General features: G+C 54.0%; 13 protein-coding genes. 3 read left to right on the top strand and 10 right to left on the bottom strand.

All coding sequences use genetic code 11. From position 1 onward, the window contains the following. The first annotated feature begins 23 nt into the window (after positions 1-23). Positions 24-1,358, top strand: coding sequence for an NAD(P)/FAD-dependent oxidoreductase (locus OQ273_RS01205; protein ID WP_267988643.1), 1,335 nt, complete (start codon positions 24-26; stop codon positions 1,356-1,358). Positions 1,359-1,360: 2 nt separating this feature from the next. Continuing rightward, on the top strand, positions 1,361-2,842 hold the full coding sequence (locus OQ273_RS01200) for an aldehyde dehydrogenase family protein (protein ID WP_267988642.1): 1,482 nt from the start codon (positions 1,361-1,363) through the stop codon (positions 2,840-2,842). A 120-nt stretch (positions 2,843-2,962) separates the two neighbouring features. Here the strand turns inward: OQ273_RS01200 and OQ273_RS01195 are convergent, their stop codons facing one another. From OQ273_RS01195 to OQ273_RS01160, 8 genes are all read right to left on the bottom strand, one after another. Then, positions 2,963-3,214, bottom strand: a complete 252-nt coding sequence (locus tag OQ273_RS01195) for a single-stranded DNA-binding protein (protein WP_267988641.1) — start codon at positions 3,212-3,214, stop codon at positions 2,963-2,965. Between the two features lie 26 nt (positions 3,215-3,240). Next, positions 3,241-4,011 carry an ABC transporter ATP-binding protein gene (locus OQ273_RS01190; RefSeq protein ID WP_267988640.1) on the bottom strand — a complete coding sequence of 257 codons (771 nt, stop codon included), beginning with the start codon at positions 4,009-4,011 and terminating at the stop codon, positions 3,241-3,243. Between the two features lie 21 nt (positions 4,012-4,032). Continuing rightward, positions 4,033-4,719, bottom strand: a complete 687-nt coding sequence (locus OQ273_RS01185) for an ABC transporter permease (protein WP_267988639.1) — start codon at positions 4,717-4,719, stop codon at positions 4,033-4,035. Between the two features lie 3 nt (positions 4,720-4,722). Then, the gene (locus OQ273_RS01180) at positions 4,723-5,430 is read right to left on the bottom strand and encodes an ABC transporter permease (protein ID WP_267988638.1); all 708 of its coding nucleotides are present in this window, start codon (positions 5,428-5,430) and stop codon (positions 4,723-4,725) included. Further along, positions 5,430-6,572 carry an NAD(P)/FAD-dependent oxidoreductase gene (locus tag OQ273_RS01175; protein ID WP_267988637.1) on the bottom strand — a complete coding sequence of 381 codons (1,143 nt, stop codon included), beginning with the start codon at positions 6,570-6,572 and terminating at the stop codon, positions 5,430-5,432. The genes OQ273_RS01180 and OQ273_RS01175 overlap by 1 nt, the downstream gene beginning before the upstream one ends. Continuing rightward, positions 6,569-8,041: an FAD-dependent oxidoreductase gene (locus tag OQ273_RS01170; RefSeq protein ID WP_267988636.1), complete on the bottom strand. Its 1,473-nt coding sequence runs from the start codon at positions 8,039-8,041 to the stop codon at positions 6,569-6,571. Before OQ273_RS01170 ends, OQ273_RS01175 begins: the two co-directional genes overlap by 4 nt. Next, positions 8,038-8,379, bottom strand: coding sequence for a (2Fe-2S)-binding protein (locus OQ273_RS01165; RefSeq protein ID WP_271292081.1), 342 nt, complete (start codon positions 8,377-8,379; stop codon positions 8,038-8,040). The genes OQ273_RS01170 and OQ273_RS01165 overlap by 4 nt, the downstream gene beginning before the upstream one ends. Before the next feature lie 61 nt (positions 8,380-8,440). Beyond that, positions 8,441-9,295: a transporter substrate-binding domain-containing protein gene (locus OQ273_RS01160; RefSeq protein WP_267988634.1), complete on the bottom strand. Its 855-nt coding sequence runs from the start codon at positions 9,293-9,295 to the stop codon at positions 8,441-8,443. Positions 9,296-9,443: 148 nt separating this feature from the next. Here OQ273_RS01160 and OQ273_RS01155 point away from each other — a divergent pair, with 148 nt between their 5' ends. Next, entirely contained in the window at positions 9,444-10,301 is an 858-nt protein-coding gene (locus OQ273_RS01155; protein ID WP_267988633.1) for a LysR family transcriptional regulator, read from the top strand. A gap of 536 nt (positions 10,302-10,837) precedes the next feature. Here the strand turns inward: OQ273_RS01155 and OQ273_RS23725 are convergent. Further along, a complete protein-coding gene (locus tag OQ273_RS23725) occupies positions 10,838-11,011 on the bottom strand; it encodes a hypothetical protein (RefSeq protein ID WP_425493319.1) in 174 nt (57 codons plus the stop codon). A gap of 214 nt (positions 11,012-11,225) precedes the next feature. Further along, entirely contained in the window at positions 11,226-12,695 is a 1,470-nt protein-coding gene (locus OQ273_RS01145) for an NAD-dependent succinate-semialdehyde dehydrogenase (RefSeq protein ID WP_267988632.1), read from the bottom strand.

The following is a 12,695-nucleotide window of genomic DNA, read 5'->3' as shown; positions in this document are numbered from 1 at the left end:
CTCCAGTTGTACAAGCAAGATAGATGTCCATAGAAATCAAAAAGATCGAAGACAGCCCGAACTTTCCTAACCAGGCAGACGTTGTTGTCGTAGGAGCGGGCATCATCGGAGTTTGCACGGCTTACGAATTGGCACGAAAGGGCGTTTCCGTAGCACTGGTGGAAAAAGGCACTGCTGGCGGCGAACAATCAGGTCGTAACTGGGGCTGGGTGAGGCAGCAAAACCGTGATTTGCACGAACTCCCTCTCGCGCAATACAGCATGCAAAGATGGGAAGAGCTCGGGCCCGAATTGCAGCAGGAACTGGGGTTCCGCCGCACGGGTATTTTGTACTGCACCAATGAACAGGCTGATCTCGATCAATGGTCAAAATGGAGCCAAGGCGCACAAGAATACGGTTTCCAGAACCAGATACTAACGTCGGCCCAAGCAAATGAACGGGCATTAACTAAATCATCGTCTTGGCTCGGTGGCGTATGGTCGCCCACAGATGGGCGTGCTGAGCCGGGTCTTGCAGCACCAAACATTGCCGCAGGTGCAAAGGAGATCGGTGTCTCCCTTCACCAAAATTGCGCAGCGCGAGGCGTTGAGGTCACTAACAGGCGGGTGGCTGGTGTTTGGACAGAACGCGGCTTGATCAAGACCAATGCCGCTGTGTTTGCGGGGGGTGCGTGGACATCCAGATTATGCCGCCATCACGGCATTGAACTCCCGGTTGCCAATATCGGCGGTACCGCTCTTCAAACAACGTCCGCACCTGACGTTCTCGGTGCCGGTTGTCTCACCATTCCGGGGTTAGCCCTCCGTCGGCGGATTGATGGAGGCTACACCCTTGCAGTCATGGGGCATGGAACCCTGTTTATCACACCGCAGGGGATGCGTTACGCAACGAAGTTCTACAAGATGTACCGAAAGAGGGTCGCCAAAAAAATCAAGTACCGGCTGAACCATAGCTTCTTGAACGGCCCTGAGGCCTGGGGGAGTTGGCTCAATGACGAAACTTCTCCGTTTGAGAAGGTCAGGGTTCTCGATCCGGCACCGGATCTGCAATTGGTCAAGCGGGCGCTAGCAGCCGCGCTAAGTGAATTTCCGGCTCTCAATGGGATCCGCGTGGAACGATCCTGGGGTGGCATGATTGATACGTCCCCAGACCTAATTCCTGTTATCTCCAAGACTGAAAAACTCGAGGGGCTCGTGATCGCGTCCAGCTTCAGCGGCCATGGGTTTGCTCTTGGTCCTGGAGCCGGTCGTCTCGCGGCTGAACTCATCCTTAACGAGAAACCCTTCGTCGATCCAAAACCTTACAGGCTCAGTCGCTTTAGCGACGGATCTGCCATAACGCCATCCGAAATGATGTAATCATGCTACGCAATCAAAACTCGACAATTTCCTTCGACCCAGCAGATGTAGACCTGCCCAAAGGACACTGGATCGATGGTGCATACGTGGATGATCGCGAACATATCGAGCTAAGGTACCCTTCGAACGGCGCAACCTATGCCGCCTGTCCAATCGCCGATCCAGGCATGGTCGACCGTGCCGTGCAGAGCGCAAAACACGCCTTGAAGACCAGTCAATGGGCGACTTGTCGCCCGAGAGAACGCGCGCAGCTATTGCAGCGTTGGGCAGACCTTATGGAAGAGGAATCGGAAAGGCTTGGTCAGCTTGAAGCTCTGGCTTCGACACGACCAATCAGTCAGGCGATTTCTGTCGATGTTGCGGTCACGGCGGAGCAGATCCGGTTCTTTGCCGAGTTCGCCGATAAGGAAGGCGGAGATGTCGTTCCTACCGATGGGAACCATCTGGGCATGATTCTCACCGAGCCATACGGGATTGTCGGTGCCATCACGCCTTGGAATGTTCCGCTTTCGATGGCGGGCTGGAAACTGGGTCCGGCGCTGGCCGCTGGAAATGCGGTGGTGCTCAAACCATCCGAGATGACGCCATTTTCCACACTCTATCTTGCAGAGCTTGCCACTCGCGCAGGTATACCTTCCGGCATTGTCAATATCGTTCTAGGCGACGGTCCGACGACAGGTGCGAGCTTGGTTGGTCACTCGGATATCGCAAAAATCAGTTTCACGGGTTCGACGGTGGCAGGTGGGGCTATACTCAAGCGAATAGCTGATACCGGCATCAAACCCATGACCCTCGAACTTGGCGGCAAGAGTCCACAGGTCGTATTTAGATCGGCTGATATCGAGCGTACTGCGACTGCGATCGCCAGAGGCATTCAAGTCAATGCCGGCCAAACCTGCGTCGCTGGCTCTCGCATCATTGTTCAAGAGAGTGTTGCCCCAGAAATCCTGGAGCGGGTCACGACCAAGCTGTCTGACTATAGGATCGGCGCAACATGGGTCGACGATACGAACTATTCGCCCATCATCTCCGAGACGCAACTCCAGCGTATAGACGGAATCGTGAAAGCGGCAATTGCCAAGGGTGCAAGTTGTGCAATCGGTGGCAAGCAATTGGATCATCCCGGCTATTTCTATGAACCAACAATTCTCACCAATCTCGACTCCTCTTCGCCGGCATTGAGTAATGAAATCTTTGGCCCAGTCGTTACGATCCAAACCTTCGTCGATGAGGAAGAAGCCTACGAACTCGCCAACCATCCAACGTTTGGACTGGCGGCAGGCGTTTACTCTAGCGACCTGAAAGAGTGTCTTCGGGCAACCAAGCGCATTGAGGCTGGTACGGTTTGGGTCAATCGATACGGACGGTCACGTGATCACATTCTTCCCACGGGTGGATTCAAGGCTTCAGGAATTGGGAAAGACCTCGGCCGTGAAGCGTACAAATCGTCGCGTCGTCAAAAGAGTGTCCTGATCGAGCATTAATGGAATCGCTAACGACACCTGAGCGCTCCCGACCATTAACATGAGCAAACATCCTCACATCCAGCCAGCGGGCCTGAGTGTGATGGTTTCGAGGGTCGTCTGGTAGAGCTTGTCGGTGTCCTATTTGTGGGCATTGGACTGGATGTTGCCTTCGAAAATCACCAGATTGCCCTTCTGGCCGACCTTGGCGTTTGTGAGGCGCTTGCGAAGGCTGGAATTGAAAACTGTGACAGTGTTCCAGTCGGTTTTAGTGACCCATTCGTCGTCCTTTTTGATCTGTCGGTCTGAAGCGATTGAGATGTGGGTGACCTGTTCTCGGGCGTTGATGTTGCCGATGCGACCGATGATTCTGAATGATGCGTTGTTGATCATGTCTGTTTCCATTGGTTCGTCGAATCCTAATGCTGGGCATTGGCGACAAACTGATTGAATCGCTCGTTTTCATCACCGGAGAACATTCTTTCCGGGCTTGCATCTGCTACAACTGTGCCCTTATCCAGGAAGAGCACGCGGTTTGACACATTGCGCGCAAATCCCATCTCATGTGTGACGACTAACATGGTGCGTCCCTCTTCAGCCAGCGACCGCATGACTTTGAGAACTTCGCCAACCAATTCCGGGTCGAGCGCTGAGGTCGGTTCATCGAACAGCATTGCGCGCGGGTTCATCGCAAGGGCTCGGGCAATGGCGACACGCTGCTGTTGTCCTCCGGAAAGTTGGCTTGGATAGTTGTCTAACTTTTCCGCTAACCCGACCCTGTTCAGAACGGATTCAGCGATGTCCACGGCTTCATTTTTCGCAATGCCTTGTACGTGAATAGGGGCTTCAATCACATTCTCCAGAACGGTCATGTGGCTCCAGAGATTGAAGCTTTGGAAGACCATTGCAACATCAGTTCGGATGCGTTCGATTTGCTTGTTGTCAGCTGGTTTGATTCCGCGGCTCGACGCTTTCATTTTGATCTTCTCTCCAAAGATCGAGATGTCACCCGACGTGGGTGTTTCGAGCATATTGATGCATCTCAGCATCGTGGATTTTCCAGATCCTGAGGATCCCAAAATTGAGATCACATCCCCCTCAAGGGCATCGAATGTGATGTCTTTTAGGACTTCGAGCGCGCCGAAACTTTTACAGAGCTTGTCGAGGCTTATGGCATTGGCTTTTTTCATATTCGTTTCCCCTCCCCTTCTTCATGTATGGGAAAGATGTTTGTTGAGCTTTTTCTCAAAAGCCGAGACTGCGCGCGTGACGAGGAAATTGAGCGACAGGTAGATGGCACCGGCACACATGAAGACCTCGACAGGCCGGTAAGATGCCGAGATGATTTTGTGCGCAACGCCCGTGACTTCCAGGATTGTGATAACGCTGGCAAGCGATGTTGCCTTGATCATCAAAATTACCTCGCTGCCATAGATTGGTAATGCCTGACGCAGTGCAATCGGCGCCAGGATTCGACGAACCAAGGTCAGATTGGACATTCCGCAAGCGCGAGCAGCTTCAATTTGTCCGCTTGGAACGGCCTGAATTCCGCCTCGAATGATCTCGGTGGTGTAGGCGGCCGTGTTGAGCATTAAGGCGAGAGACGCACACCAAAACGGTTCGCGCAGCACGACCCAAAACACACTGCCCCGGACCGCTTCAAATTGCCCAAGCCCATAGTAAATCAAAAAGATCTGCACCAGGAGCGGCGTTCCGCGAAAGACAAAGATGTAGGACTTTACAAACCAAACGATCGGCGCCGGACCGAGCATGCGCGCTGTGGTCAGGATGATTGCCAAGACCAGTCCGCAAGCCAGGGATATGGCGACCAGGCTCACCGTGAGTGGAACACTGGATAATAGAGAGATGGTTGTCGTTTTTAGAAAGGTGAGGTCCATGAATTACTTCCTCACCGATCGTGAAAAGTGTTTCTCCATCTTTTCGAAACCCCAGCCTGAGATGCTGGTGATGACGAGGAAAATAGCGCCAGCGGTCAGGTAGAAAGCGAAGGGTTCGCGCGTCGATCCAGCACCGACTGAGGCCTGGCGGAGCAATTCGACCAAACCCGTGACCGACAAGAGAGTGGTTTCCTTGAGCGCCGATTGCCAGACGTTACCGAGCCCCGGCAAAGCAATTCTCAGGACTTGTGGTGCGATGATCCTTCGCAGGATCAAGAACCCCTTCATCCCGCAAGCGCGCGCAGCTTCGATCTGTCCTCGATCAATGGCGAGGAATGCTGATCGATAGACTTCGGTTTGATAGGCTCCGGATACTGTTCCAATCGCAATGCTGCCGATCACAAAAGACGGTATGGAAAAGAACCCCTGATATCCGAAGAGGTGCAGAAAGTTTGAGAACGCCAGACTTCCGCCGAAATAAAACAGGTAGATGATGAGAAGTTCCGGAATACCGCGAAAGATCGTGGTGTAAGTCTCAGCGATGGTCATCGCTACGGGGTCGCGAGACAGCTTGAGCGCGGCGCCGATTATACCGAAGAATATTCCGACGGTGAAGCCGGCGACTGCAATGCTGACCGTCATCCCTGCCGCTTTCAGCATCAGTGGGCCCCATCCACCGGCTCCAAATCCCATAAGCTCAAAATAGTCCATCAGCTCACCTTCTTGATGATTTGGAAGCGGGAAGGCGTGAAGGGAGCAATCAAGTTGTCAACTTGGTTGTTGACGATTGATCGGGCAACGCGAAATCCTGTTTCAGGTGCAAGTTGGAAGCCATGCGCGCTGAACCCGCACACATGCCAAAAGTTCTCTGCGTCGGTGCTTGGGCCAATTATCGGCATTCGATCTGGCGTAAAACCCTCCAAGCCCGACCAGGTTCTCACGATCTGAACATCTGAAAAGCTTGGGAAGAATCGCGTTAGCGTTTTGGCACTCTCGATGAGACGCTCAGCGTATGGTTTTGACGTAGAAAGATCAGGTTCCGGTTTGGCGGGGATTCCACCGCCAATGACAAGTGTTCCGATATCCGTCTGTTTGAAGGAGAGCGGTTGGTCAATGCCGATCACGACTGGCGTTATGTTGAAGCCGACCCTCTTGGTAACCATCATAGAAAGCGCCTGGCACTCAATCGGGAGCCGATCACCCACACTTTCAGCAACCTTGTGTCCCCAGGCTCCCGAACAATTGACGACTACCGGAGCTTCAAATGCGCCGTCGTCAGTGTGGACAATCCATTGTTGGTCTTTCCTGGTGATCCTGTCGATCACAACCCGTTCGTGAATACGCACGCCAGCGGCTGAGGCGGCGGAGCGATACGCTTGTGTCGCGTTGGCTGGGCTCGCGTGACCGTCTTTGCGAGCAATGATGCCGCCTAGGCATTCGCTGCTCAAATTGTCGATGAGCTTATCGAGTTCCTTGCGATCGATGATTTCCTCGTAATCGTATCCCAGTCTCTTGGTCTCGTTTGCGCGAGATTTGCACCATTCCATTTCAGAGGCTTCAACTGCGATCCCGATTTGTCCGACGTTGGTTGTCACCTTTGCGGGTTTTGCCAATTTTGATCCCAAGATCTGGTCAAGATTCTCCCAACGCTTTTGCGATTCCAGCGACAGCGGAATCTCAGGAATATCGCGCAGCAATGTTCTTAAGCCACCGGCATTGACGCTTGATGCGTGCTGACCGACAACGTCTTTTTCCAAGATTGTCACAGCACGCTTTTCGCAAGCCAGGTGGAACGCACAACTGAGGCCATGGATCCCTGCGCCAATGACAATGATATCGCTCGATCTCGTCATTGGGCGGTCCCTGTCAGCTGCGGTTTGTCGATCTCCTGATCGATTTTTGCATTCTGCAGGAACTCAGGCGAAACATTCATCTGGGCCAGCTGCCCCAAGGATAGCGGTCTGCCAGGAAAACGGGCGCGGTAAGACTGGATCTCTTCGATGGGTATCTGATCAACGCTCGAAAGAACGCGGGTTGCGGTTGGTGCGCACATCTTACCCTGGCACGGTCCCATCCCGCATCTTGTCAACGCCTTCATCTGATTGATGGTGGTGGCTCCGGCACGATGAGCATCGAGGATCGTTTTGGACGTGATTTCTTCACAGCGGCAGACGATGGTCTCAGGAGGCAGCAGTGTCGCCGATAGACCTTCTGGAAATTGCGCCCGCATCAAGGGACGGAGCGAGAGGAACTTCTTGAGTTGGTGTCGCAGACGCTTGGCCTGGAAATCTCTCCGATCCTGCGAAAGTTGGTTCGCTAGCCTCGCGATTTCCAAGGCTGATAGGGCTCCGCGGATCCGCGCGGCCTTTGCACCTCCAACACCTTGAGCGTCTCCAGCCGCAAAAATCCTGGCGCAGGTTGTTTGACCCCACGCGTTCGTGTGAGGCATCCAATAGGTTTCGCCACTGAACCAGTCCAGTTGGCATCCGGCATCAGCCATAAGTTCAAACAAAGGGACAATGCCGTCGTGCACAAGCAGTGTTCCGACGCTTAGCGTGTGGTTTTTGCCTCTTGACTGAAAGGTGACGTTTTCAATGCGGTCCTCTCCACTGGCAACAAGATTATCGACCCCAGTGTAGATCGGGACGTGGCGAGACAGTGCTCCCAACCACTTAAGGCCTTTGAACACCTCGCGGATCTCGGGCCACGCCTGGAGTAGGGCTACGGATTTCCCGGGCCGCATGCTGAAGTTAGACGTCAGCAGGAGGCCGCGGAGGTCTAACCCCATTTTCATGAGTTGGTAAGCAACCAAGATGGCCAATGGCCCGGTGCCTGCGATCGCTGTTGGACCAGACGGTATAGCGTGGCTTGCTTTGATCAAGGTTTGTGCCGCGCCAGCTCCCATGACGCCCGGAAGTGTCCATCCGGGAAATGGGGCTGGTCGTTCCATCGCACCGCTCGCGACAAGGACATATTTCGCTCGGATCAAATGGCAGGCTTCGTTCACGGTTACACCAACAGCGCCGTCGGCCCGCAGGTGCCAAACGGTTGAGCGCGGAAAGTAGTCTATCTTTGCAGAACGGAATTCTGAGATGAGGGGCGCGCCGTCGAAATAGGATGAGCCCAATATCCCCGTTAGGTTTGATTGGTAGGCGCTATTTCCCTCAAGATTGCGATAAATCTGGCCGCCCGGTGCCGGTTGCATGTCGAAAACAGCGACATCCAGTCTATGATTTGCCGCTTCGACTGCCGCAGACATGCCGGCAGGGCCTGCACCGATCACAACGAGCTCATAGTTCAATCGAGGCGTTTTTTTGGTCATGCCGTCTTGGCCTTTATAGGTTGTGTCGGCGAGCGGTTGATCCGCATGCCTTCACGCAACGGCGTCAGACATGCTTGAACGCCGTCGATACCGTCGACTTCAACCGCACATTCAAAGCAGTTGCCGATCATGCAGAAGGGCGCGCGCGGCGAATGAGAAACGAACGAATTGCGAAGAACAGGTTCATCAGCCAGAAGCAGAGCTGCAGCAATTGTGTCGCCTTCTCGGCCCGACATGAGCTCGCCTTCGAAGTAGAAGGAAACTGCAGGAGCATCGGCAATTTTCGCGCGCGTGAACATTAAGCCTCCCCGGCCGCCAATTACATGGACCAGATTCATTTTGTGTTTTGGAAGCGGGAGGCGGCGGGCAATCTCGCCGCCTCCGAAGGCTGGCGTTTCGTTAGTTCGGATTACCGATATCAACGCCAAACCATTTCTTGGTAAGTTTGGAATTGGTTCCATCCGCAATGATGGACGCCACTGCTTCGTTCATCATCTCGAGAAGCGCCGGCTCAGACTTTCGAACCGCTACATGAGTCGTCCCGGCTCCAAGGACGCCACCAGTGAAACTTGGTCCTGCGATCTTGACGGTATCGCCGATGTCTTCCGCGGCAGCGGCGAGGGATGTGACGTTGCCAACGACCAAGTCAATCCTGCCTGCTGTGAGGTCGAGATTGTGTTGATCGACAGTGCCGTATTCCTTGATCTCAACGATGCCCTTCAGGACTTCATTTGCGAAATTCGCGGCGGTCGATCCACCCTGAACGCCCAGAGTTTTGCCTTGCACGAACGGTTTGAGTTCAGCCAGGGCGCCCTCAAGTTCCGACGTGTCACCACCTAGGTTGAACGTCTGTCCTGCAAAAGGCAGATCCGCCAGGCTTCCGCTTGATGAGACGAGGAAACCATTGGGTGCACGCGCATATGGATCAGAAAAATCGACTACTTTCCGCCGTTCATCAGTTGCACCCATCGATGCGATGATGGCGTCATATTTTCCAGCTGTAAGGCCAGGTATGATCCCATTCCAGTCTTGGGCAACAACCTCGCATTCGACTTTCAGCCGCCCGCAGATTTCATCAATCAGTTCGATCTCGTAGCCGACAAGTGTGCCGTCAGCCTCGGTGTAGTTCCATGGAGGGTAGGCGCCCTCTGTCGCGATGGTGATCGAAGTCGGCCGGTCTTCAGCAGACACAGCACCCGTAATTGAGACGCAAGCTATTGCTGCAATGGCAAGGATTGTTTTTCTTAATTTCACGTAAACCTCCCGGAGTTGGCAAGCCATGATTGGCAGAGCGATACTCCGAGATTATCCATGACGCTTTGCAATTAGAAAAGTTATTGTTCTTGCCACTCAGCGTAAGTTTTGATTAATCAGTGACATGAAGAGATATAAACTGCCATCCATGAATTGGCTTCGTGTTTTCGAAGCCGCCGCCAGGCATGAGAGTTTCGCAAAAGCTAGTGTTGAACTGGCTGTGTCGCCGGCCGCTGTCAGTCAGCAGATCCTCGCGTTGGAGACACATCTTGGAGAGGCTCTCTTTATTCGGAAAGGCAATCGCATCGAGTTGAACAACGCCGGACGCTCCTTATTGCCGACGGTTGAACGTTCTTTGTCAAACATTGAAGCTAAGCTCACCAGCCTCTTTCACACCAAGTCTCATCAACATGTGATTTTGGAGAGCAGCCAGCTTTTGACGATGAGTTGGTTGCCACAGAAGATAGCGAAATTTGAAGCTCAGAATGAAAATATCAGAATATCTGTACGCTCCGACGATTTCGTAAAACCAGACGGCGAGGACGTAGCGGACATAACCATCACGTTCGGAAGAAAGAGTGAGTTCAGTGCGAATGCAAAACCGCTGATACCCGTGAACTATGTCGTTGTGGGTGCGCCGGAAGTCGTTGGTAGTATCTTCGAGATCGAGGACATTTTGAAGTATCGTCTTCTGGATGTGGCGTCTCATTCCATCGGTTGGCAGCATATTCTGACAGAGCTGCCAATTCATGCGGAGGTCAGTGACGTCGACCTCATGCCGGTCGACAACACCCCAATCGCATTTTCCATGGCGCGTGAAGGTCTGGGGCTGGCAATTTCCCTTGGAGACGTGTGCGAACCGCTTGCCGAGTCTTTGGGATTGGCGACCATTCCAATTGTGCGCCCCATCCGCTCAAGGGAGCAATACTATATGGATGTCAACAAACCCTCCACCGCATCGAGAGGTGCGTTACTTTTGGAGAAGTGGCTTCTGAAGAATGCCTGACAGTCAATCCCTTCAACTCTGGCTTCTAGTTAAAGCGAGAGCCGGCGTCTTGGACTTTTGAACTTCGCCTGGTCGCCAGTTACAAGCTTATCTCGCTGTCACTGTGCCGCTATTTCTCGGACGTAGACACATTCAGGCAGGTTTTGCTGCGATTTGTGCCCGTATTTGCTGGACAGCAGCAAGGATCACGCGAGCCAAACAGTCACAAAATCAGCTCGTTGGAGAAACTCCGGATCAAGTCTCTGCAATGTATACAGTCCGGGAATAATGGGCACAGTCCTGCAAATAACGATACAGTCCAGAGATTAACGGCACAGCCATGAACTGATTTTGCTCAGCTTTTTAGAGCGAGCGTCCAGCAATTAAGGGCATCTTGACACCTGGCGATCGGCGCTATGTCGAATTCGTAGGTGCACTGACACTTGCCCATGCCGTCGCGATATTCGTCGCGCGTCAAGGTCCGTGTTCCAACCTGAATGCGATCGCCGTTTTCATCCTCATCGAAGACTGGTTGCTTGGATCCGGCCGGAAAAATCTCACGGCTGAAGAACGGTGCGGATGTTGCCGGCCGAGACAATATGGACGGGGAACGGAAGGACGTTTCCCGAGCTGAGCCATACGAGATGGTCATAGACGGCGCGCGGCTTCCAGCCGGTATCAGCGAAGATCGCACAGTCCGGCATTGCGCCGATCTCACCGTGGGCCGCCATCAGGGCAAGTGTCGTACTTTGAACGCCGGCACCGAGTGAAATGACGCGCAGGCGCGGTGGTTGGGCGCCACCGCTGCGCGAAACGTCGAGCGCCGTCCGCCGGAGGCAAACAGGAATGAGGTGTTTACACCTGTCTTATCCCATCAAACAACGCTATTCCCTCTATAAGAATCCGTCACCAGCATCTGGGATACAATTGCTTGCTGCCTTCGAGTTAGACGCCGCTCAAACACACATATTTCATCTCCAGATAATCGTCGCAGCCATATTTCGATCCTTCGCGGCCCGTCCCGGATTGCTTCACACCACCGAACGGCGCGACCTCCGTGGAGATCAGACCCGTATTGACACCCACCATGCCGTATTCCAGCGCCTCGGCAACTTGCCAGACCCTGGAAAGATCCTTGGCATAGAAATAGGACGCAAGGCCGAAGATCGTATCGTTGGCCTGTTCGATGACATCGTCGACCGTATCGAATTTGAACAGCGGGGCGACGGGACCGAAGGTCTCGTCTGACGCGATCAGCATGTCCTTGGTGACGCCCGTAAGAACGGTCGGCTCAAAGAACGTGCCCCCAAGCGCATGTTTCCTGCCACCGGTTATGATCGATGCGCCCTTGGAGGTGGCATCCGCAATATGCTCTTCCACCTTGGCCACAGCATCATCGCTGATGAGCGGGCCAGCCGTGACCCCTTCCTCAAACCCGTCGCCGATTTTCATGGCCTTGACGGCTTTGACCAGCTTCTCGGCAAAGGCATCGTAGATGCCTGCTTGCACATAGATGCGATTGGCACACACACAGGTCTGGCCATTGTTGCGGTATTTGGAGATCATCGCCCCTTCAACGGCCGCATCGAGATCGGCATCATCAAACACGATAAAGGGTGCGTTGCCGCCGAGCTCCATCGATGTCTTCATGATCTGGTCGGCGGATTGCTTCATCAGGATCCGGCCCACCTCCGTCGAACCGGTGAAGGTCAGCTTGCGGACCTTTTCATTCTCGCAGAACTCTTTACCGATCACCGAGGACCGCTTGGATGTAACAACCGACAGCAAACCTTTCGGAAGGCCGGCCTGTTCTGCAAGATAGGCCATTGCCAGCGCGGAAAGCGGTGTTTCGGCGGCAGGCTTGGCAATGAACGCACAGCCGACCGCCAGCGCCGGTCCGACCTTTCGCGCGATCATGGCGTTCGGGAAGTTCCATGGCGTAATCGAGGCAACCACACCGACAGGCTGTTTCAGCACGATGATGCGTTTGTCGGGCTGATGGCCGGGGATGACATCGCCGTAGACGCGTTTGGCTTCCTCGGCAAACCACTCGATGAAGCTCGCACCATAGAGGATCTCACCCTTGGCCTCGGCCAGCGGTTTTCCCATCTCGGCACATAAGATGGCGCCGAGATCATCCGCATTGGCCACCATCAGATCGTGCCATTTGCGCAGGACTGCGGCGCGTTCCTTGCCTGTCCTGGCGGCCCAGTCCCTTTGAGCGTCATGGGCGGCATCAATCGCGGCCCGGGTTTCTTCAACACCCATATCCGGCAACGACGTAATCACATCGCCTGTTGACGGATTGCGCACGTCAAAACGATCCCCCGAAGAAGAGGCATCCATCCATTCCCCGCCAATAAAGGCACTGGTCAACAGCAACGAACCGTTCGATAGTTTTGGCGGTAAATCCAT

Origin of the sequence: Hoeflea prorocentri, from assembly GCF_027944115.1 — a bacterium.
Lineage (GTDB): Bacteria > Pseudomonadota > Alphaproteobacteria > Rhizobiales > Rhizobiaceae > Hoeflea_A > Hoeflea_A prorocentri.
The sequence above is the reverse complement of the archived record's forward strand: the minus strand, read 5'-3'. Positions and strand labels throughout refer to the sequence as shown.